This is a genomic window from Emticicia sp. SJ17W-69 (assembly GCF_051209875.1).
GTDB lineage: Bacteria > Bacteroidota > Bacteroidia > Cytophagales > Spirosomataceae > Emticicia.
Genome location: NZ_JBNTQY010000001.1, coordinates 4195936 through 4218139, shown reverse-complemented (window position 1 = coordinate 4218139; position 22204 = coordinate 4195936). Strand labels below are relative to the sequence as shown.

The 22204-nt window shown below is 36.3% G+C and carries 25 protein-coding genes and 1 tRNA gene; 13 read left to right on the top strand and 13 right to left on the bottom strand.

The genetic code is table 11. The annotated features are described in order from the left end of the window. Positions 1–14: 14 nt before the first annotated feature. The 11 genes from ACQUQZ_RS17075 (at position 15) to ACQUQZ_RS17025 (ending at position 6240) form a co-directional block, all read left to right on the top strand. Complete coding sequence (locus ACQUQZ_RS17075) at positions 15–1358, top strand: RagB/SusD family nutrient uptake outer membrane protein (RefSeq protein ID WP_435356239.1); 1344 nt, start codon at positions 15–17, stop codon at positions 1356–1358. 121 nt (positions 1359–1479) lie between these two features. Further along, entirely contained in the window at positions 1480–2067 is a 588-nt protein-coding gene (locus tag ACQUQZ_RS17070; protein WP_435356238.1) for a Crp/Fnr family transcriptional regulator, read from the top strand. A gap of 92 nt (positions 2068–2159) precedes the next feature. Next, the gene (locus tag ACQUQZ_RS17065) at positions 2160–2939 is read left to right on the top strand and encodes an alpha/beta hydrolase (RefSeq protein WP_435356236.1); all 780 of its coding nucleotides are present in this window, start codon (positions 2160–2162) and stop codon (positions 2937–2939) included. A 103-nt stretch (positions 2940–3042) separates the two neighbouring features. Continuing rightward, positions 3043–3663 (top strand): Crp/Fnr family transcriptional regulator, encoded by a 621-nt coding sequence (locus tag ACQUQZ_RS17060; protein ID WP_435356235.1) that lies wholly within the window; start codon positions 3043–3045, stop codon positions 3661–3663. 71 nt (positions 3664–3734) lie between these two features. Further along, positions 3735–3941 carry a YgaP family membrane protein gene (locus ACQUQZ_RS17055; protein ID WP_435356233.1) on the top strand — a complete coding sequence of 69 codons (207 nt, stop codon included), beginning with the start codon at positions 3735–3737 and terminating at the stop codon, positions 3939–3941. A 67-nt stretch (positions 3942–4008) separates the two neighbouring features. Then, positions 4009–4200, top strand: coding sequence for a DUF6132 family protein (locus ACQUQZ_RS17050; protein ID WP_435356232.1), 192 nt, complete (start codon positions 4009–4011; stop codon positions 4198–4200). A 36-nt stretch (positions 4201–4236) separates the two neighbouring features. Beyond that, on the top strand, positions 4237–4524 hold the full coding sequence (locus ACQUQZ_RS17045; RefSeq protein WP_435356231.1) for a rhodanese-like domain-containing protein: 288 nt from the start codon (positions 4237–4239) through the stop codon (positions 4522–4524). Position 4525: 1 nt separating this feature from the next. Continuing rightward, the gene (locus ACQUQZ_RS17040; RefSeq protein ID WP_435356230.1) at positions 4526–4840 is read left to right on the top strand and encodes a rhodanese-like domain-containing protein; all 315 of its coding nucleotides are present in this window, start codon (positions 4526–4528) and stop codon (positions 4838–4840) included. Then, on the top strand, positions 4837–5091 hold the full coding sequence (locus ACQUQZ_RS17035; protein ID WP_435356229.1) for a hypothetical protein: 255 nt from the start codon (positions 4837–4839) through the stop codon (positions 5089–5091). Before ACQUQZ_RS17040 ends, ACQUQZ_RS17035 begins: the two co-directional genes overlap by 4 nt. Before the next feature lie 2 nt (positions 5092–5093). Continuing rightward, entirely contained in the window at positions 5094–5525 is a 432-nt protein-coding gene (locus ACQUQZ_RS17030; protein ID WP_435356228.1) for an OsmC family protein, read from the top strand. A gap of 1 nt (position 5526) precedes the next feature. Continuing rightward, a complete protein-coding gene (locus ACQUQZ_RS17025; protein ID WP_435356227.1) occupies positions 5527–6240 on the top strand; it encodes a thioredoxin domain-containing protein in 714 nt (237 codons plus the stop codon). A 60-nt stretch (positions 6241–6300) separates the two neighbouring features. Here ACQUQZ_RS17025 and ACQUQZ_RS17020 read toward each other — a convergent pair whose 3' ends face one another. From ACQUQZ_RS17020 to ACQUQZ_RS16995, 6 genes are all read right to left on the bottom strand, one after another. Then, positions 6301–6921: a Uma2 family endonuclease gene (locus ACQUQZ_RS17020; RefSeq protein ID WP_435356226.1), complete on the bottom strand. Its 621-nt coding sequence runs from the start codon at positions 6919–6921 to the stop codon at positions 6301–6303. A gap of 183 nt (positions 6922–7104) precedes the next feature. Next, positions 7105–9117 (bottom strand): M13 family metallopeptidase, encoded by a 2013-nt coding sequence (locus ACQUQZ_RS17015; RefSeq protein WP_435356225.1) that lies wholly within the window; start codon positions 9115–9117, stop codon positions 7105–7107. 383 nt (positions 9118–9500) lie between these two features. Next, positions 9501–9716 (bottom strand): hypothetical protein, encoded by a 216-nt coding sequence (locus ACQUQZ_RS17010; protein WP_435356224.1) that lies wholly within the window; start codon positions 9714–9716, stop codon positions 9501–9503. Positions 9717–9829: 113 nt separating this feature from the next. Next, positions 9830–9913 (bottom strand) — tRNA-Leu (locus tag ACQUQZ_RS17005). Positions 9914–10080: 167 nt separating this feature from the next. After that, positions 10081–11385: a UDP-N-acetylglucosamine 1-carboxyvinyltransferase gene (gene murA, locus ACQUQZ_RS17000; RefSeq protein ID WP_435356223.1), complete on the bottom strand. Its 1305-nt coding sequence runs from the start codon at positions 11383–11385 to the stop codon at positions 10081–10083. A gap of 152 nt (positions 11386–11537) precedes the next feature. Then, the gene (locus ACQUQZ_RS16995; protein ID WP_435356221.1) at positions 11538–12293 is read right to left on the bottom strand and encodes a DUF4290 domain-containing protein; all 756 of its coding nucleotides are present in this window, start codon (positions 12291–12293) and stop codon (positions 11538–11540) included. Positions 12294–12402: 109 nt separating this feature from the next. On the opposite strand from ACQUQZ_RS16995, the gene ACQUQZ_RS16990 reads away from it, so the two are divergent. Then, positions 12403–14040 carry a family 10 glycosylhydrolase gene (locus tag ACQUQZ_RS16990; protein ID WP_435356219.1) on the top strand — a complete coding sequence of 546 codons (1638 nt, stop codon included), beginning with the start codon at positions 12403–12405 and terminating at the stop codon, positions 14038–14040. A 134-nt stretch (positions 14041–14174) separates the two neighbouring features. Here the strand turns inward: ACQUQZ_RS16990 and ACQUQZ_RS16985 are convergent, their stop codons facing one another. From ACQUQZ_RS16985 to rpsU, 3 genes are all read right to left on the bottom strand, one after another. Next, positions 14175–15092 carry a bile acid:sodium symporter family protein gene (locus tag ACQUQZ_RS16985; protein WP_435356218.1) on the bottom strand — a complete coding sequence of 306 codons (918 nt, stop codon included), beginning with the start codon at positions 15090–15092 and terminating at the stop codon, positions 14175–14177. Between the two features lie 55 nt (positions 15093–15147). Continuing rightward, on the bottom strand, positions 15148–16029 hold the full coding sequence (locus tag ACQUQZ_RS16980) for a tyrosine-type recombinase/integrase (RefSeq protein WP_435356217.1): 882 nt from the start codon (positions 16027–16029) through the stop codon (positions 15148–15150). A gap of 129 nt (positions 16030–16158) precedes the next feature. Then, the gene (gene rpsU / locus ACQUQZ_RS16975; RefSeq protein WP_188763768.1) at positions 16159–16353 is read right to left on the bottom strand and encodes a 30S ribosomal protein S21; all 195 of its coding nucleotides are present in this window, start codon (positions 16351–16353) and stop codon (positions 16159–16161) included. A gap of 177 nt (positions 16354–16530) precedes the next feature. Here rpsU and ACQUQZ_RS16970 point away from each other — a divergent pair, with 177 nt between their 5' ends. Beyond that, positions 16531–17442 (top strand): Ppx/GppA phosphatase family protein, encoded by a 912-nt coding sequence (locus tag ACQUQZ_RS16970; protein WP_435356216.1) that lies wholly within the window; start codon positions 16531–16533, stop codon positions 17440–17442. 58 nt (positions 17443–17500) lie between these two features. On the opposite strand, the gene ACQUQZ_RS16965 is transcribed toward ACQUQZ_RS16970, so the two are convergent. The 4 genes from ACQUQZ_RS16965 to ACQUQZ_RS16950 form a co-directional block, all read right to left on the bottom strand. Next, entirely contained in the window at positions 17501–19390 is a 1890-nt protein-coding gene (locus ACQUQZ_RS16965; protein ID WP_435356215.1) for a SprB repeat-containing protein, read from the bottom strand. Positions 19391–19629: 239 nt separating this feature from the next. Further along, positions 19630–20325, bottom strand: a complete 696-nt coding sequence (locus ACQUQZ_RS16960; RefSeq protein ID WP_435356214.1) for a 3-keto-disaccharide hydrolase — start codon at positions 20323–20325, stop codon at positions 19630–19632. Positions 20326–20484: 159 nt separating this feature from the next. After that, positions 20485–21048: a Uma2 family endonuclease gene (locus ACQUQZ_RS16955; RefSeq protein ID WP_435356213.1), complete on the bottom strand. Its 564-nt coding sequence runs from the start codon at positions 21046–21048 to the stop codon at positions 20485–20487. Between the two features lie 37 nt (positions 21049–21085). Further along, positions 21086–22138 carry a sugar phosphate isomerase/epimerase family protein gene (locus tag ACQUQZ_RS16950; protein WP_435356212.1) on the bottom strand — a complete coding sequence of 351 codons (1053 nt, stop codon included), beginning with the start codon at positions 22136–22138 and terminating at the stop codon, positions 21086–21088. Positions 22139–22204 lie beyond the last annotated feature (66 nt).

Genomic DNA, 22204 nt, shown 5'->3' with positions numbered 1-22204 from the left:
AGCAATTGGATAAAATGAATAAAAATATAAAAAACTGGCTATTTGTTGGAACAACTGTCGCATTGATGGCAGGTTGTGATAGCCGCTTAGATGTAAAGCCAACACAATCAATTGATGAGTCAACAGCACTTGCTACTTCGCAAGATGTAGAAGTAACGCTGATTGGTGCGTATGATGGATTGAGTAGTATTAATCTTTATGGTGGTGCTGTTCAATATTCTGGTGATTTGTTAGGCGATGATGCTGAAGTAAGATTTGGTGGTACTTTCGCCACTTTAGATGAATTATGGCGTAAAACCATGACTACTACCAATGGACAAACCCAAGCTACTTGGTTGCAAGCCTATAATACTATCAACCGTGCCAATAACGTGTTGGCATCGCTTGACAAAGTAGAGGCTGCTAAGAAAAGCACAGTAGAAGGTGAAGCTCGTTTTATACGTGGTTTAGTTTATTTCGATTTGGTAAGACTTTGGGCAAAAGCATGGGGCGATGGCGATAACAATACTAACTTGGGTGTGCCGATTGTTACAACACCTACTCGTGTTGTTAGTGAAGCCGATAGTCGTTCGAGAGCAAGTGTAGCGGCCGTTTATACGCAAGTATTGGAAGATTTGACTAAAGCAGAGTCATTGTTGGGCAATATAACAGACGCTGGTTTTGCTTCAAAAAATGCAGCACAAGCTATTTTAGCGAGAGTTTATTTGCAACAAGGCAATTATGCGGCTGCTCGTGATGCAGCCAACAAAGTTATCACAAGTTCGCAATTTGCTTTAGCACCAACATTTGAAGAAGTGTTTGATGATGCTTCTAATGATGGTGAAATGATTTTCAAAATCAAAGTAAGCGACCAAGACGGCGGAAACGATTTGAATACATTTTATGCCCCATCTACTTACCAAGGTCGTGGTGATATTCGTATTCAAGCAAAACATTTGGCCTTGTATGCCGCTGGTGATACAAGAGGAACTTTCTTTGTGAGAGCATCAAATAATAACTATACTGCCAAATTCTTAGACCAATATGGCGATGTACCAGTTGTGCGTTTGGCAGAAATGTATTTGATTCGTGCGGAAGCTAATCAACGTTTATCAACATCAATTGGTGCTACACCACTTGATGACGTTAATATTGTTCGTTCAAGATCAGGTGCAAAGCCGTTACCTTTAGTTGATTTGAATGCAATCTTAGCTGAACGTAAGTTAGAGCTATCTTTTGAAGGATTGCAAGTACACGATGCCAAACGTTTGAAAAGAAACGTTGGTGCATTGGCATTCAGTGATAATAAATTAGTTATTCCGATTCCGCAAAGAGAAATAGATACAAATAAATCTCTTGTGCAAAATCCAGGATATTGATTTTAATAAAATATAGTAAACAAAAGCGACGAGTCAATATTGGCTCGTCGCTTTTATTTTGATCAAAAGTTTTAGAAAAATATTACTATATTAGTTGGTAAAATCATAAACCACTATCCTGATGAGCGAAATAGAAACCCTAAAATATACTTTGCAAGCTTTTGCTAATTTGACTGAAGAAGATTTTAAGCTGTCTTTGCCTTACTGGCATTTCAAAGAATATAAAAAAGGTGACTTTTATAACCAACACAAAACGGTGTGTAAATATCTGGCGTTTATTACCGATGGTGTTTTTAGGTCATACATTATCGATGAAAAAACTGCTGAAGAAAAAAATATCTTTTTCTATTCAAAAAATCATTTTGTGGTTACTTTCAAAAGTTTCATCAATCAACTTCCTTGCGATTATCATACGCAGGCAATGACAGATGCCAAAGTGATTTATATTAATATTGCTGATTTATTGAATCTTTATCAACAATCACATCAATGGGAGCGTTTTGGTAGGCTTTTGGCACAGGAAGCGTTTAATTTATTAATCGACCGAACTGAAAGTTTTCTCTTCAAAACTCCCGAAGACCGTTATCTTGATTTGATAAAACATCATCCCGACATCATCAATACTATTCCTCTTTATCATATTTCTTCTTATTTGGGTATTCAAGGGCCTTCATTAAGCCGCATTAGAAAAAGAATGATTGGAAAATAATGCGATTTTAACTTGGGTTAAAATTTCTTTTGTTTTTAGTATTGACCTTTGTGTCATCAAGAACTTAAAAACAATTTTAAAACATACCAATCATGGCAGCAATTCAATCAAAACCCGCAATCGTTTTTATTCATGGTTTATTTGTCAATCCTAAAAGTTGGGAAGGATGGAAAGCTTATTTTGAGGCGAAAGGATATATTTGTTATACTCCAGCAAATCCTTCACACGAAGGTGATCCAAAAAAACTCAGAGAAAACATCAATCCAGAGTTGACTAAAGTCAATTTTAAAGATGTGGTAATGAACATTGCCAATTTCATTGACACTTTACCTGAAAAACCAATCATTATTGGACATTCATTGGGCGGTTTAGTTGTTCAAAAACTTATTTCGATGGACAAAGCCATTGCCGGAATTACCATTGATGGAGCTGCTCCACAAGGTATTATTACCACTGAATGGAGTTTCTGGAAGTCGAATTTGACAGTGATTAATTTCTTGAAAGGCAATTCAGCTTTTGAACCTACCAAAGACTGGTTTCATTATACTTTTTGTAATACCATGTCGAGGGCAGCATCTGACAAAGTATTCGACGAATTGGTTGTGCCAGAAAGTCGTAATATTGCCAGAGGTACATTGAAGAATTTTGCAAAAATTGATTTTAAAAAACCACATAATCCATTGTTGATTATTGCAGGAGAAAAAGACCACATTATTCCAGCATCCTTGAATAAAAAGAATTTTGAAGCATATTCCGACAAAAATAGTATCACAACTTTTAAAGAATTCAAAGGTAGAGGACACTATACTTGTGGCGAACAAAATTGGGAGGAAGTAGCCGATTATATCTTGGATTGGTTGCAGCAAATATAAGTTTAGACAATGGAAATATCTCATACGTTTGAGGTATTTCCATTTCATTTTATATTCTTTGATTTTTTCTGCTAAATTTGGAAAAAGATACAAACTGCCTCGCATGGAATTAGATAATTTAGTAGAATTCAAATCTTCGCCCGAAGTAAGAAAAAAACTTTCGGCTTATGGCATTGTCAAGAAATTTTCAGAAGGAGATATTATTTTAAATGAAAATGCCTACATCCGAGCTATACCGATTGTATTGAGTGGATGTATTGGCGTCATGCGAACAGATGACGATGGCAGAGAAATTCTACTCTATTATATCAATCCTGGTGAAAGTTGTATCATGTCTTTTTTAGGGGGTATTCATAATGACACCAGCAAAGTAAAGGCGATTGTGGAGGAAGAAACCGAAATTATTTTTATTCCCATCGACAAAGTAAATCTACTTATCAAAGAATATCCTGAATGGCTTGATTATATTTTCCGTTTGTATCACAAGCGTTTTGAAGAATTGTTAGAAGTTGTCAATGACGTGGCTTTCAAGAAAATGGATGAAAGATTATTGAATTTTATCAAAAAAAGGTGTGAATTGACCAAAAATAAAACCCTTCAAATCACTCACGAACATCTCGCAAACGAACTCGGTACTGCCCGAGTGGTGGTTTCTCGACTCCTCAAACAAATGGAAGACAGAGGGCTATTGAAACTCGGCAGAAATAAAATTTCTCTTGTGTAACAAAAGTAGCTGTACGCTCATTTTTTATGTTTGACATTTGCATCATCAATTTACCTTTAAACCTCAAGCAAATGAAACCAAACATGGGAACTGTTGACAAAGTAGTGAGAATACTTGTCGCAATTGTTATCGCAGGATTATATTTTACTAATCAAATTTCAGGCACAGTTGCCATTGTACTTTTAGTATTGGCGGCAGTCTTTATCCTGACAAGTTTTATGAGTTTCTGCCCATTATACCTACCATTTGGTATTTCGACAAGAAAAAAAGAGAAGTAAAATCGTAATTTTAGTCTTATTAATATCCTTGTTTTTACTTGGGTAGAATTACTATTGCCTTAAAAAAATGAATTTTATAAACAAACATAAACTTACCATTATTGGAGTTACGATTGGAGCAATCGGTGGTTATCTCTACTACCATTTTGTGGGTTGTGCAAGTGGTACATGTCCGATTACCTCTAAGCCACTCAATAGTACAATTTATGGTGCTGTGATGGGAAGTTTATTGTTCAATGCTTTTAAAAAAGAAGCATGAAAAATTACTTGAAAAATATATTAAAACAGTTTAAAAATGAATATCGATCAAATAATTCAAGAAAACAAAGGTACAATTGTAGATGTACGAACGCCCGAAGAATATAGAGGCAGACACGTGGCAGGCTCAATCAATATTCCTTTACAGGAAATTGTTCAACGAATGGATGAAGTAAAAAATCTTAAAATGCCATTGATTCTCTGCTGTGCATCGGGCAATCGAAGTGGACAAGCACATCATTATTTGTCGCAGAAGGGTATCGAGTGTTACAATGGTGGCTCATGGTTAGACGTAAATTATTATAAATCTCAAGCAATCGCATAAAATGTTAGATACACTCAAAAATTTATTTGGATTCGGTCCAAAAGTAGATTACGCAGCATTAGTAAAGCAAGGGGCAATTATTTTGGATGTGAGAAGCAAAGGCGAATATGCTGGTGGACATATCAAAGGTTCAATCAATATTTCGGTTGACACTTTAGCCAATAATTTGAGCAAACTCAAAGACAAAAATCAGCCTATCATCACTTGTTGTGCTTCGGGTATGCGTAGTGCTTCGGCGAAAAGTATTTTAGCCTCAAATGGTTATACACAAGTTTATAATGGCGGAGGCTGGGGAAGTCTCCAATACAAATTATGATAACAAAAGAAACAATACTCTCAGGCTGGCACTTGATGCGTTGGCTAAGACTCGGAATGGGACTTTATGCCGCCACCGTAGCTTTTCAACTACATGATCCGCTTTCGGGTTTTATTGCAGCTATTTTTCTTTTTCAAGCAATTAGCAATACGGGTTGCTGCGGAGCAAATGGTTGTGCTGTGCCTACTTCGACTAAACGAAGTACAAGAGAAATAGAAAATGTGGAGTTTGAAGAAATAAAAACAAAATAACAATGGAACCACACTATTTTAATGTAAACCTCAATTGGCTTACAGACCGCAAAGGAGAAATTTCATCTCCTGAACTAAATGATAAAATTGAGATAGCCACACCACCGCCTTTTCCGAAAGGAATTGAGGGCATTTGGTCGCCCGAACATCTGTTGACGGCCGCAGTAAATAGCTGTTTTATGACAACTTTTTTAGCCGTTGCCGAAAACTCTAAACTCGAATTTATGAGTTTTGATTGCAATGCCAAAGGGAAATTGGAGCAAATTGAAGGAAAATACTTAATGACCGAAGTATTGCTCGAACCAACTTTGCTGATTAAGAATGAAGCCGACAAAGACCGAGCAGAAAGAATATTACAGAAAACCGAAGCAGCTTGTTTGATTGCAAATTCAATCAAGTCGAAAGTTTCAATAATAAGCACTATAAAATATTAGGATGAAAAAATATATCGTTATCGGTTTTGCAACTTTTGCCATTTTACTGAAAAGTTGTACAAATAGCCAGTCACAAAATACCAAAACCAACCTTCCTGCGAGCGAGTTTTCGGAGAAAATAAAAGCGATGCCAACAACTCCAATTATTGATGTTCGCACGCCAGAAGAGTTTGTAAAAGGACATTTGCCAAATGCCAAAAATATAGATTGGCGAGGCAATGATTTTGACAAACAAGTGGCATCGCTTGATAAATCAAAACCTGTTTTTGTATATTGTTTGAGCGGGGGAAGAAGTGCGTTGGCAGCGAGTGCCATGCGAGCCAGTGGTTTTAAAGAAGTCTATGAATTGGAAGGTGGTATCATGAAATGGCGAGGTGCAAATTTGCCAGAAACGACTGCCAACACTGTGGCATCAACGAGTATGAATAAGCAACAATTTGAGGCGATGCTCAATTCCGACAAAATGGTTTTAGTAGATTTTTATGCCGATTGGTGTGCCCCATGCTTGAAAATGAAGCCATATTTAGACGAAATTACTAAAGAGATGGCCGATAAAGTTGTGGTGATTCGTGTAAATGCTGATGAAAACCAAGCTTTGTGCAAAGAACTACAAATTGATGCTTTGCCAGTTTTACAGTTGTATAAAAACAAAACTCTCACTTGGACGAATGTTGGTTTTATCGAAAAAGCTGAGGTATTAAAACAGCTTCAATAAAAAAAACTCGTAAATTCCTTTTGGATAGGTATTTACGAGTTTTTAAAATTATAAAATTCATTATCCTTTTAAAATATAATCTTCTAATTTTTCTTTGTCCTCCTCTTTCATTTTTATTCCTTCATAAATATCTGATAATGAAAGTTTTAAGCTTAATTTGTCAAAGTTGATTATATCTGTTTCGTTTTCATAAACATCATACAGCCAAGAAGAAGAATCATCAAAACGACTGTATAACTCAACCAAACATTCGTACTGCGATACTATCAAATAGTATTGAAGTGATGGAATATTCTTGTATCTTCTCAACTTAATGTTCTTATCTTGAAGTATTGTAGATTTTGATAAAACTTCTACAATTAAAGTAGGATTTTTGATGATATATTCAGCATTAATATCGTCAGTATCGCAAGTAAGCATCAAGTCTGGATATGGATAATAAAAGTTCTTGATGGCTTCTAATTTGACACTTTCAACTAAAACTTTACAGCCTTTTGGACGAAAAATTGAACGCATATAATTACCTATATTCTGTACAATTTCATTATGATTTAAAGATGTGCCTGCCATCGCAAAAATTTCACCATCGTAATATTCATGGCGAATTTCGCTTTGCTCTTCCATTTCAAAGTATTCTTCGACTGAAATATAATGTTTTTTGATTTTTTCTGCAGCACTCATGTATTTAGTATTTTTATCAAAATTAAATACTTTCTAAGCAAAAACAAATGCTCATTTTAAAAATATTAGAAGAGATAGATTCTTTATAAAATTTGATAAACTTTTTTCTAAAGAAACTTCTCACATATAAAAAAGCTCTTAAATCAAAGATTTAAGAGCTTTTTTATGATTTCCCTACTTAAATTACCAAACCGTAATACGGTCTTTTTCAGGTTTATACATTTTATCTCCAGGCTGAACATTAAATGCCTTATAAAAAGGTGTAAAATTCATCAAAGGGCCATTCACACGCCATTGGGCAGGCGAGTGTGGGTTAGTGTTTACATACATCCTCATAAATGCGTCTTTGGTTTTTACTCGCCATATTCTTGCAATCGAAATAAAGAAACGTTGCTCTGGCGTAAAACCATCTATTTTTACACCACTTTGTCCTTGCTGGGTCAATTTAAAGGCATCAAAGGCAATGGCTATTCCTGCAATGTCTGCTGTATTTTCGCCAACTGTCAAAGCTCCTTTTACATGTAGCGAATCAAGTACAGTAAATTGATTATACTGGTCAATTACTTGTTGAGTTTTGGCTTTGAACTTCTTAAAATCATCTTCTTTCCACCAATTTTTGACATTCCCTACTTTGTCATATTGAGCACCTTGGTCATCGAATGAGTGCGTAATCTCATGTCCAATCACCATGCCTATTCCGCCGTAATTGAGAGCATCATCGGCATTCAAATCAAAATATGGTGGTTGTAAAATACCAGCAGGAAAAACAATTTCATTCAATGGTGGATTATTGTACGCCGTAACTGTCGGTGGAGTTGTTCCCCATTCGGTACGGTCAACTACTTTACCAACTTTTGAGATGGCATAATTAAAATCGTTTTGATTGGTAGCCAAACGATTTTCAAAGTAGGTTGAACGATTGATTGTTACCTTCGAGTAATCTCTCCATTTATCTGGATAACCAATTTTTTCACTGAATGCGTACAGTTTTTCTTTTGCCTTTGCTTTTGTCGAATCGCTCATCCATTCCAGATTATTGATTCTGTTTTCAAAAGCTTTTTTCAAATTATCGACCAACACTCGCATACGTTTCTTTGCTTCTTCAGGAAAGTACTTTTTTACATACAATTGTGCCAAACCATGCCCAAGCGACTTATCTACAGCATCGGTAATTTCTTCGCCACGTGGTTTTTGAATAGATTGTCCTGTCAAAATCTTTGAATACTCAAAGGCCGCAGAGGTAAAATTTTTGCTTAGAAAATCGGCATAAGTAATAAGCGATTTTGCTTTTAAATAAGCTTTCCAATCGGCAATAGAAACAGAAGCCAGCAATGCGTTCAAACGCTCGTAGTAGGCTGGTTGTTGCATATTCAACGAGTCTATCTTCACGCCCAAACCATTAAAATAAGCTATCCAACCGATGTTTGGTTGTTTGGTGGCAATAGCCGATAGTGCCATTTTATTATAATTGGCCTGCACATTTCTACGCTCAATATTGGTTTTGTGTGAAGCCGCCAGTTCTTTCTCAATCGCATAAGCGGCCGATGCCATTTTAGCCGCCGCCGATGCTTCTGTACCCGATAGTTTCAGCAAAGTAATCACGTACGCTACATAAGCCTTCTGAATACCAATGGTTGAAGAGTCAGTTTTGAAATAATAATCTCTTTCGGGTAATCCGATACCCGTTTGCCCTAAATTCACAATATTGATAGAGCTATTTTTCATATCGGGGCCAACTCGAAACCCAATAATAGAAGCATTATTGAACTTTTGTTGTTCGGTTACAAATTTCATCAAGGAAGCAATATCCGTTATACCATCAATGCTTTTAAGCAAAGGCTTGATAGGTTCATAACCTCGCTTGTTGATAGTAGCGATGTCTAAGCCTGAAGCATAAAAATCTCCAACTTTTTGTTCGATACTTCCAACTGGATTTTTAGCGGTAGAAATACTGTCTAAAATGCCTTGCATACGCACACGTTGTGGGAAATTCATGAATGAATATGCACCCACGCCCGTTTGGGTAGATGGAATCTCTACGGAATCGTACCATGTTTTGTTTACATACATAAAGAAATTGTCACCAGGTTTGATACTTGGGTCAATTCCTGTAATGCTTATATGTTGAGCCAAAGAGACTTGTGTACCAAGCAAAGCAAGGCAAACGACTAAAGAAAGAGGAAAGATTTTTTTCATGTTTTATTTTAGGATGTTGGTATAAGTGATTTTTATGGAAAAATACAAGAAATATTCTTCTATCACAAAAAACAAATGGTATTTTGAGACGATTGCAAGGGGATTGGAGACTAAGGTTGGGTTTTTGAGTGAATGACACAATGGTGAATTAGAATTCAGTATAGTAGAAGGACTATAATTATTATCTCCTTTTTATATAAGTCATATTTCTCTTTGAATTGGTATAATACTAGTTTGCCTTAATTTTGCCGATTAATTGAAAGCGTTAGGCTAATTTTAAAATCGTATCAGAACTATCAGTCTGAGTATCAGCCGTTGTTACAACGGCATCGGAGAGAAGGTTTATTTTTTGTAATCTTAGAACGAACATAAAACACAATGACTTAATCAAAAATTCTGCCGAAGAGGAGGTCTGCAAATGTACGGCGAGGCAATTTTCCTTGACTAATTTGCTTCACTTCTTTCAAACCATGTGTAATTGCTTCCATCGAAACTTCCACAGTTTCATCATTGTCTTGTTCAATGAGAAGTTTTACTTCTTTCTGCACTTTTTTCGGCAATGTCTTGTAAACCTCATAGAATCCTTGTGCTGCACTCATGATTTTTGTTAGTAAGAATGTTAGCTATATCGCTTTTATTTGATTCGAATCTATGAAAATTTCAACTAAAACCAATAAAAAAGCACTTAAATCAATGATTTAAGTGCTTTAAGTACCCGGAGCCGGAGTCGAACCGGCACGAGTGTAACCTCATTGGTGTTTGAGACCAACGCGTCTACCAATTCCGCCATCCGGGCAAATCACTTTGGGAGTGCAAAGGTAGAATTTTAAGTTTAAAATCCAAAACTCTGCAATGAAAAATTTTATTTTTTTTTGCGATTAGCTGTTAGCTTTTAGCTATTAGTTTGATAGTCAAGTTTTTAACGGAGTTATTTACTAACGGCTAAAAGCTAACAGCTCAGAACTAAATTCTCACAATATCGGCACCAATCGCATTTAAGCGTTTGTCAATATCTTGGTAGCCTCTATCAATTTGTTCGATATTATCAATTACACTCACGCCGTCGGCCGACATGGCAGCAATCAATAAAGAAACACCTGCACGAATATCAGGCGAAGTCATTCTGATTCCTCTCAAATTATGCTCGCGGTTCAAACCAATTACATTGGCACGGTGTGGGTCGCACAAAATGATTTGAGCCCCCATTTCAATCAATTTATCAACAAAAAACAAACGACTTTCAAACATCTTTTGGTGCATCAATACCGCACCTTTGGCTTGAATAGCAGTTACCAAGATAATCGAAATCAAATCGGGTGTAAAACCTGGCCACGGAGCATCATAAATCGTCAAAATTGACCCATCAATCAATGAACTGATTTCGTAATGTTTTTGGGCAGGAATATGAATATCATCACCACGGAATTCCATCTGAATGCCCAATTTCTTGAATACATCAGGAATAATTCCTAATTGTGGAATCTGACAATTTTTTATCGTAATCTCCGATTGTGTCATGGCAGCCATACCAATGAAACTTCCAATCTCAATCATATCAGGAAGCATCGTATGTTCGCAACCATGCAATTCTTTTACTCCTTTGATTGTGAGCAAGTTAGAGCCTACACCCGTGATTTTTGCACCCATGCTATTGAGCATTTTGCAAAGTTGTTGAAGGTAAGGTTCGCAAGCAGCATTATAGATAGTGGTTGTTCCTTCTGCCATTGCGGCTGCCATCAAAACATTGGCAGTTCCTGTTACCGAAATCTCGTCCATCCAAACATACGCACCTTTTAATCTTGAACCATCAACGGTATAAAAAGCATCGTTTGCATCATAAATAAACTCTGCACCGAGCTTCTGAAAACCAGTAAAGTGCGTATCTAAAGGTCGGCGACCGATTTTATCTCCACCTGGGCGAGGAGCTTTCCCTTTGCCAAAACGAGCTAACATTGGCCCTAAAAGCATAATCGAACCACGCAACGAGGCCGCTTTTTCTTTATAGGCTTCAGTTTCAAAATAATCGAAATTTACTTCGTCTGCTTGAAAACGGTACGAACCTTCGCCTATTTTGCTGCGACGTACGCCCATATCTTCGAGCAATTCCATGAGTTTATTTACGTCACGGATATTTGGAATATTATGAATCGTTACAGGTTCTTTGGTCATCAAAACCGCACAAACGATTTGTAATGCTTCGTTTTTTGCTCCCTGTGGAACAATTTCACCTTGTAGTTTTTTGCCTCCTGTTATTTTAAAAGATGCCATGCTTAGAGTTCTGAATTCTGAGTTTTGAGTTATGAGTTTTTATACTCTGAACGGTTTGCAGTTGCAATTTTGGGTTCTGTAATTATTTTGGTGCTGAATTCAAAGAATGAGTTAATTCGACTTAGAATTCATAATTCAGAACTCAAAATTATTTACCTTCTTCGTTTATTATTATTGTTATTATTTCGATCGTTGTTTTGTTTGTAGCCACCGCTGAAATTTCTGTTGCGGTCGCCATTGTTTCTATCACCACGATTACGGTCTCTGTCGTTGTTTCTGTCGCCTCGGTCATTACCGCCACGATTATCGTTGCCACGATGGTCTCTAAACTGACCGCCTTGAGATTGGTTTTGCTGCGAACGCTGACGATTGCTACTACCATCCCTCGGTGATGATTCCATCAAGCCATCACGGCGAAGGTCGTCAATTTCTTTTTGGAGTTTAAATCCTGAAAGTTCCAAAATTTGTTGCAAACAATCGCTGGTTTCGATGGTGTCTTTATTCCAAACTTGATAGAAACTCTTCATCAAACGCACCATGTACGAAACAAAAGCCTTACGCTCGTCATAATCTTGCGTAATCATGGCTTTTACTACCAAAAGCTCCAAATTACGTCCATAAAGACGGTGTTTCAATTGCTGTTGGTTGTAAGGAACAGTCATAGGTTTTTTACCTAAGATTTCCTTCGGAGGAGGAGGGAAAGGACTATCAACATCCAAATCGAAATTGGCGATGACATATAAATCATCCCACAATTTTTTTGAATAATCAATACCTTCTCGCATATTTGGGTGAATCTGACGCATCAACTCAATCAAAATATGTGCATATTTTGTGCGTTGCTCACGGTCAGGCAGACTAACTATATAGTCTGTTAATTTTTGAATGTTACTTCCGTATTCTTTCACAGGATATGATGAATGAGTGAATGAGTGAATGAGTGAATTTTAACTCAAAACACCTTTCTAAATATTTAGTTTTAAAGCTAATTGCTAAAAGCTAATCGCTAAAAGCTAAATGAACATAGCAAAAGTAACAAAAAATAACCTTTGGGTTAAATTTTTCTCTAATTTTGAACAAAATTTACAAAATAGTATTTCGATGTACTTCAAAAAAGCTGCTTTTTGCCTAATAATCTATGCTTTCCTGAGTGGTTGTAGTAAAAAAGTTACACAACAAGCGATTTCAAAACCCGTCGGCCCGAAGCGTGAGTTTCGTGCTGTTTGGGTGGCTACTATTGATAATATTGATTGGCCTTCTCGTAAGGGTCTTAGCTCAGAAATACAACAACAAGATTTTAGAACTTTGCTCGATAAACAAAAAAGCTATGGAATGAATGCTGTTTTGGTACAAGTTCGTGCGGCTGCCGATGCTTTTTATGCACGAAGCAAAGAGCCGTGGTCGGAATGGCTCACAGGCGAACAAGGTAAAGCTCCCGAACCTTATTACGACCCAATGACATTTATGATTCAAGAATCTCACCAACGTGGACTTGAATTTCATGCTTGGCTGAATATGAACCGCGGAGCTCATAGAGTTTCTAAAAGTATTATGGACGACCACATTACGAAAACCAAACCTGAATGGTTTTTGACTTATAGTGGCTATAAATTATTCAATTTGGGTATTCCAGAAGTAAGAGCATATATAACTGATATTGTGGTAAATATTGTCAAAAACTATGATGTGGATGGCATTCATTTTGATGATTATTTTTATCCATATACTGAGCCAAATGAAAAATTGCGTGATGAAGCCACTTTCAAAAAATACAATGATGGGTATAAAAATATTGAAGATTGGCGAAGACATAATGTTGATTTAGTCGTTAAAAATGTGAGTGAAGCCATCAGACGTGAAAAACCGAAAGTGAAGTTTGGTATTAGTCCATCAGGTGTTTGGAGAAATGCCTCGACTGATCCAATGGGTTCGGCTACACAAGGCGGACAGCCTTCCTACGATAATCTTTATGCAGATACCCGAAAATGGGTAAAAGAAGGCTGGCTCGACTATATTACACCTCAGATTTATTTTAGTTTCGAGTTTGATAAAGTACCTTATAAAGTAATGACCGATTGGTGGACAAAAAATTCTTTTGGACGACATCTTTATATTGGACATGGAGCTTATCGAGTAAAAGCAGGAAGCAAAGAAATCGGTTGGGAAAATGCTAATCAAATTCCACGTCAGATTCGTTATAATAGAACAAAACCTCAAATCTCAGGAAGTATTTTCTTTAGTTCTAAATCATTGATTAACAATGAATTATCTGTCAATGATTCTTTGAAGAAAATCTATTATTATCCAGCATTAACACCCACCATGCCGTGGAAAGATAAGATTCCTCCCAATGCTCCACAAAATGTAAAAGTACAAAAAGTAGCAGATTTTGGTGTCGCAATTACATGGGAATTGCCTGCCTCATTACCGAAAGATGGTGATGAAGTACAAGGGTTTGTTATTTATCGTTTTGATGAAAATGAGCCAATTAATCTCGAAAATCCTTCTAAAATCTTACAGATTGTACGTAATGAGGGAATTTTAAGTTATACCGACAAAAATCATAATAGAGAGAATTCATACATTTATGTAGTAACTGCTCTCGACCGCTTACAAAACGAAAGTGTTATGAGCAATGTGGCAAAGTTGAAGTAATCTTTCAGTGCCTTAGACTTCGCTCAGGCACTGAAAGGTTAGGAAACTCTTCGATGTTTCAGTGGTTAAGCGTAGCCAAATCCACCGAAGTCGAATTTACTGAAACCACTCAGAACTCTCAACTCAGCACTCCTTCAAGGTTTTTTCTTGCTCCAAAAACTTGCTAAAAGTGAACCATTTACATTCATAATTGGCCCAAATAGGGCAGGAGCAATGCCGACGGTGGCTAATTTACCCATTGCTTTTGCTAAACCTGAGGCTAAACCAGCATTTTGCAGACCTACTTCAATCGCTACTGTTCGGCAGTCTTGTTCGGGCAGTTTAAATAATCTTGCTCCCCAATAGCCTAATATGAAACCTCCAACATTATGAAGTAAAGTGGCAAAAACCAAAGCTAATCCAACAGTTTGTAATGATTTTTGCCCTGTTGCCGTAATAATGACAATGATGAGTGCAATTCCTGCCATCGAAATAATGGGTAAAACTTGCTGTAACCATGCTCCACGTTCTTTCAATAATTTATTCAACAAAAAACCAATACCGACTGGAATAATAATCATTTTGGAAATATCAAGCGTCATTCCCCAAAAATCAATTTCAATGAATTGTCCACCGAGCATTTTCATTAAAAATGGTGTCAAAATAGGAGCTAAAAGTGTTGCAAATGACGTAATAGTGATTGAGAGAGCCACATTTGCCTTTGCAATGTATGACATCACATTTGAGGCTAAACCACTTGGTGAGCAACCGACCAAGATAATTCCCGCAGCAATTTCAGGTGGAAAGTTAAAAGTATTCGCAATCGCAAATCCTAAAAATGGCATAATGGTAAATTGACAAATCAAGCCAACAATGACTGCCTTTGGCATTTTGATAACACCCAGAAAATCATCATAGCTCATGGTTGTTCCCATGCCAAACATAATGATTTGTAGCAAAGGAATAATTAATTCCTTCAGTTGAAAATCTCCAATTGAAATAAAATACTGAGGAAAAATATAGGCAACGGTAGCTGCAATGATGATACTGAGCGTGTAAAGGTAGTTTTTCATTGTATAGGGTAGGTAGGTTATAGCGGTTGAATATTGTATGCAATCTTATAAAGTTCTAAGCTTTCGGATGTGCTTGTTGAAAGACTTTCTTCAATTTTTCTATCGAATTATGGGTATAAACTTGTGTTGCTGCCAAGCTCGAATGGCCTAATAAATCTTTAATGGCATTCAAATCTGCCCCACGATTGAGTAAATGCGTGGCAAATGTATGCCGTAATACGTGTGGACTGCGTTGCTCAAGTGATGTAACCAATGACAAATATTTTTTTACCAAACGCTGAATAAACATCGGGTAGGCCTGTGTGCCATTGTCGGTAATGATAAGAAACTGATTGGTAGTATCTTGTGTAATATCCTCTCTTGTTTTTAAGTAGTTTTTGATGGCTTCCACCAACGATTTATTGATCGGAATAATTCGATGTTTGTTTCTTTTTCCAAGAACAGTCAGTGTATTATTATAGAGATTTAAGTCAGAAATTTTAAGCCCAATCAATTCTGCTAAACGCATGCCTGTGCCGTATAGTAATTCGAGAACTAATTTATCACGCAAACCAACAAAATCATTGGAAAACTCAATATCATCAAGTAGGTTTTCCATTGGTTTTTCTTCAATATATTTTGGAAGCGTTTTATCGGTTTTTAATGCTTTTATTTTCAGCATTGGGTCGTTCGTGATGACCTTGTGGCGGAGCAGGAAATTAAAATAACTTCGCAAAGTGGCGATTTTGCGATTGATACTTCGGTTTTCTATTTTTTCTTCAACCATGCTTACAATCCAAGACCTAATCATCTGAAAATCAGCTTTTTCAGGTTCTTTAAGTTCGTATTGAAAATGAAGAAAAAGTGAAAATTGCTTCAAATCCCCTTCATACGCTGTAATGGTATGATGGCTGAGGCGTTTTTCGTATTGTATATGTTGTAGAAAATAAGAAACCATATTCAGTGAATAGTTATCAATTAAAAGTTATCAACGAAATAACTTAAAAAGACAATATTCAGCGAATATGGTTTAAAATATATTAGATTGCAATATTTGTACGAAACAATTTAAATTGCTTTCTCAATATTACATTTCTTCGTTGCTTCTCAATTTACCTACATAAGTAGCGTGAATGATTTCGTTACGACGAGCTACAGAAGGTTTCTCAAATGCTTGACGCTTGCGTAGTTGACGCAAAACACCCGTTTTTTCAAATTTCTTCTTGAAACGTTTCAAAGCTTTATCAATTGATTCGTTTTCTTTAACGTTGATTACTAACATATAAAATACACCTCCTTTTGTTTGGGGTTGCAAAATTAGGAAATTATATTTTAATTTTCAAGTATTTTGTCGTAAAACCTGCAAGGTTTAGAAAAAACCTTACAGGTTTAAAGTCGGAATTGGCTACATTTGCGAAATAATTTCAAATTAAATACTTCCCTTTAGGGAATGAGGTCTATGAAAACCGCCATTATAGATTTAGGTACAAATACTTTTCACTTACTGATTGTCGAAGAAAAGGAAGTTTTTTTTAAGGAATCAATTCCTGCAAAAATTGGAAAAGGAGGCATTAGCGATGGCGTGATTTCGGAAGAAGGCATTCAGCGGGCTTTGGTTGTTTTGAAATATTTTCGAGAAATGATTGATAATCAAGGTGTTAGCTTAGATACAGTGTTTGCTATGGGAACAAGTGCGATTCGTAATGCTGGCAATAAAGATGCGTTTGTACAAAGAGTTTTTGACGAAACAGGAATAAAAATTCAAGTAATTTCGGGTGATGAGGAAGCGGAATTGATAGCTTTGGGTGTCAAACAAGCAATGGAGATTCCTGAAACTTCGATGATTATGGATATTGGCGGTGGAAGTGTAGAATTTATCATCTGCAATGACGAAAAGATTTTTTGGAAACAAAGTTTCGAAATTGGTGGTCAAAGATTGATGGATAAATTTATGAAATCTGACCCGATTTCGATGCGTTCTGTACAAACGATGGATGATTTTTTTCGTGAAAAACTCTTGCCTTTGGCAAATGCCTGTCATCAATATGCCCCAAAAGTATTGATTGGTTCATCGGGTACATTTGATACTTTGATTGATATGCGATACATGAAAGAAAAGGGGCAACTTCCTGCGAGTGATGAAGTAAGTTTTGACTACGAAATTAAAGAATTTTATAGAGCTTATGACGAACTTATATTCAAAAATCATCTTGAAAGAATGGCAATTCCTGGTATGATTGAGCTGCGAGTTGATATGATTGTCGTAGCAATGTGCTTGATTCGGTTTGTTGTTCAAACGCTTGATATTCAACGAATTAGAGTTTCGAGTTTTGCTTTGAAAGAGGGAGTGATGGCAAAAGTTTTATCATGAAAATTTACAAAAAATCCCTCTTCGACGTGAGGAAGGATTTTTTGTATTTGTAGATATATTATCTTGTTTTAGTCTTAGTGATTTTGTAAGGAATGCAAATATCTCCCTTACATGCACAAACACGTTTCATTAATTCAACTGTCACGTCTTTATAGCAATCATTGTTATTATAAACCCTAATAGTATAAGTTTGAGAATTTCCAATTGGATTTGATAAACCATTGGTTAAAATACCTGCGGTTGGAATAGCCATTGCAACGGCAGGACTCGCACTACCTGCATTGAAGGTTCCACCCAATGAATATTGATACTTTACGCCGTTTACAATGTTTGAAATGCTTAGTTTTCCATCATTATTGGCTGTACCTGCCGAACAAGTGACCATAGTAGCTGTAGCATTGAATATTGGCTTGGTAGTATCTGCTACTGTAATAGCAGCAGTTGCAGTTCCGATACAAGAGTTTGCATCTTTAGCTGTAATCGTATATGTTCCACCATTTAGATTGGTGAAGTTTCCTGAAGGCTGGAAATTTATTCCATCAATGGCAAATTGATAAGTAGGGGTACCGCCTGTAACGGTGGCTTTAACTACACCTTTTGGAGTTGCACAATCAATTGTTGAACCAGCTGCAATAGTCTCAATTTTCGTTGCTTGGGTCACAGTTGTTGTTGTTGTGATAATACAGCCACCATTATCAATCACTGAAATTGTATAGGTACCTGCCGTCAAATTATTAAAAATATTTGAAGACTGAGGCAGACCATCATTAATTGCAAATTGGTAGGCAGGTGTTCCACCCGATGCCGTTGCCGTAATTTTTCCGCTATTGCTTCCAAAACATTTGGCGTTTGTTGGTGAAACAGCAAAGTTCAAAGGATTTAAAGGTTCATTGACCACAACATTGACTGAAGCTGTACAGCCCCCCGCATCTTTAATTGATACGGCATAAGTCCCTTTTACAAGATTACCAAATACATTAGCTGATTGAAACGAGCCATTATTCAATTTGAATTGATAAGGTGAAATTCCGTCGAAACCCTTTATCGTAATCGTTCCAGAATTTCCTCCTTTACAGAGTACAGGTCTCACATCAACTTGTGCAGTTACTGTATTAAATTCTTTAATTATAATTGATGCACTTGCTTTACAACCGTTTGTAGCGGTAGCGACTACCGAATAAGTACCAGCATCATAAACAGTAATGTTTGAAAATGTGGTGTTATTACTCCATAAATATGTATAAGTTCCCGCTATTGAAGGTGTTGCAGTCAAAACAGATTGCGTTTTTGCACAAGTAAGTGTATCAGCAGTTGCCACAATTTTAAGTGAAGGAACACCAACATCGGTACCAACTACAGTCGTAGCAGTGGCAGTACAACCATTTGCAGCCGAGACTGTGACAGTATAGGTACCTGCATTAGAAATATTAACACTTGCTGATGTGCCAAGTCCATTCGACCAAAGATAAGTACCTCCGCCACTTGCAATTCTTGAGACAGGTGTATTCGCACAAGGTAGAGTTGCACTTCCTGTAATTGTAGCTGTTGGTGCTATTGGAGGCGTATTTACAGTGTAAGTACCTAATAATTTTTCGCAAGATATATCACTTGCATCTTGTATATAGATATTATAATTTCCTGGAGCAAGTCCACTAAAGCTATTTCCACTTTGCCAAATACCACTTACGCCATTTTTATATCGGTAATTAGCTGCTCCTGTTGGATTTGTAACAGAAATACTACCAGTTGTTTGTCCGCAACTTGGTTGTGTTACATTTACTGTTGCAGATAAATTACAGGCTAAAACGTATGTAGAAGGCGTTTTTTCATCTATTAAAGAGGCCTTAGCATAAGATTCCGACAATAAAACTATGGATAAGGTAGCTATGAAAGATCTTATGAAAAACAGGTTAGTGTTTTGATTGCAAGTTTGATAGAGAGTTTTCATAAGGTAACTGTAAATTTAATTATACGGGAAACAGTACCGTTTAGTAATGATTGGCAAAAAATATGCCATAAATACATTTATTATGCGTGTAATATTTAAAATTTAGATGATTAAAGTCGCGAATAAGTGAAAAGACGGGCAAAACAGATAAATTTATTTCAATGAACAGTCAGTATGCCCATAAAAAAACATCTATTTCTTTTAAAAAATAGATGTTTTTTTTATTTTTTTAATTATTTCTATAATTCTTTTATACGAATTTTTCTAAAAGAAACAGCGTCACCGTGGTCTTGTAAACCAATATTTCCTTTCGAAAATTTACCAAAACCGTCCCATCCTTTAAATTTACTAACAGCTACCATTGAGTCCCATTCTGGTCCTTCTGATTTATACTTTACTGAAAGCGTACCATTCTGGAAAATGCTTACTTCGCCTTTATTTTTAACAATTTTTACGTGATTCCATTCACCTGCAGGTTTTGTTACTGATGCCGAAGGAATCATATCATACAATGAGCCAGCCTTGTGATTACCGTCTTTTCCTGCTTTTGCATCAGGATGACGCTCGTTATCAAGCACTTGTATTTCAGGGGCTGTCAAATAGGGAACACTGTATTTAGCATCTTCGTGAATACCATAAAAAATGCCACTATTACCACCTTCAGCAATTTTCCAGTCGAGTTCTAATTCAAAATTTTCATATTCTTTATTAGTAACTAAATCATCACCATGTTTCTCGCCTTTAGCTTTTCCTGCGTAGTTTATTACACCATCTTTTACTGTCCATTTGTCAGAAATGGGTTGTCCAGCTTTGTTATAAACGTGCCAGTTGTTTAATGTTTTTCCGTCGAATAGCACTACCCATTTACCTTTTTGTGCAAAACTTGTTGAGGCTAATAATAAGACAAGAACGAGAATTTTTGAAACTGTTTTCATTGTAAGATTGAGGTTGATTTGTTTAAAATACTTGCGACTCACGTTTTTCAAGCAAATTAGAGAGAAAAGTTAATTTTTTGAGTAAATGATTAGAAAAAGCGACAAAAGGGTAAATAATAGATACAAAATAGAGACATAAATTTTATGTCTCTATTTTATTCAAATATTGACTTTATTATAAATATCATCAAGCAATACTTCACAAGTACCGATTTTGACAAGGTTATCCTTTTCAGAATAAATATGTAAAATCCATTCGTTTTCATTGAATCGTTTGAAAACTTCCACATGTTTCTTTTTTGATGCTACCAGCACATATTCTTTTAAAGATTGTAGTGTTTGATAGCACTCGAACTTTTCAGTTCTATCATAAAGTTCGGTACTATCTGACGAAATTTCAATAATAATTTCAGGATTTTCCAAAGCATCCAAACCATTCGGTGATTTTTCATAAACTGGTTCTTGACAAACAATTACTAAGTCAGGAAAGGTATATTTTTCACAGGCTTCAACTTTTATAAGTTGGTCACTCCGTATAATCGTGCAACCTGCTTTTTTTAAGCAAGAAAATAATTCTCCAAGTAAATTGCTTGAGATAATATTATGAGGAGCTTGAGCTCCCGCCATAGCCACTATTTCGCCTGCATGATATTCGAGTTTTACCTCTGATTTAAGTAATTCCTCAAAGTATTCTTCCTTCGATACTAAAGTTGTTGTCAGCATTGATTCTTGAATTTATTACTAAATTTAGCAAAAACTATCAAATTCCCAAAGCTTTACGATTTACTTTTTCATCGGCTCCCGTAGCGGCAAAATCGTCAAAAGCACGCGTAGCTACTTGAATAATATGATTTTGAATGAAAGGAGCTCCTTCGGCAGCACCTTGCTCTGACGATTTTACACAACATTCCCATTCTAAAACTGCCCAAGAATCATAATCATACTGAGATAATTTCGAGAAGATTCCTTTGAAATCTACCTGACCGTCGCCTAATGAACGGAAACGTCCTGCACGATTTGCCCAGCCAGCATAACCACTATAAACACCTTGTTTGCCCGAAGGATTAAACTCCGCATCTTTTACGTGGAAAGCCTTGATTCTATCATGGTATAAATCTATAAATGCCAGATAATCAAGACATTGTAATACAAAGTGACTTGGGTCATAGTTGATACAAGCACGAGGATGCCCTTTCAAATAATCGACAAACATCTCGAAAGTTGTACCATCATACAAATCTTCACCAGGGTGAAGTTCGTAGCAGTAATCAACGCCACATTCGTCGTAATAGTTTAATATAGGTTTCCAACGACGAGCTAATTCTTTGAAGGCCGTTTCTATCAAACCACTCGGACGTTGTGGCCAAGGATACAAAAATGGCCAAGCCAATGCACCCGAAAATCCAACAGATGTTTTCAAGCCTAAGTTTTGTGATGCTTTTGCTGCCCAACGTAGTTGTTGCTCTGCCCATTTACGACGAGCAGGCTCTTTACCATGTACTTCAGCTGGAGCAAAAGCATCATACATTGCATTATAGGTTGGATGTGAAGCTATCAATTGTCCTTGAAGGTGAGAAGATAACTCGGTGATTTCTAAGCCTTTATCTTTCAATTTGCCTTTTAATTCATCACAATAAGTTTGACTTTCGGCAGCTTTTTGTAAGTCAATAACTCGTGAATCCCACGAATTGAGTTGAATACCTTTATAGCCCAAACCTGCCATGTAGTCGGCAATGGTATCTAATGAATTGAATGGAGCTTCATCGCCCATAAATTGAGCAAGAAATATTGCTGGTCCTTTGATTGTTTTCATACTCCTAAGATTATTCATCCCGCCGTTAAGGGGAATTATATTTATTGAAAATTATTTTTATTTTTT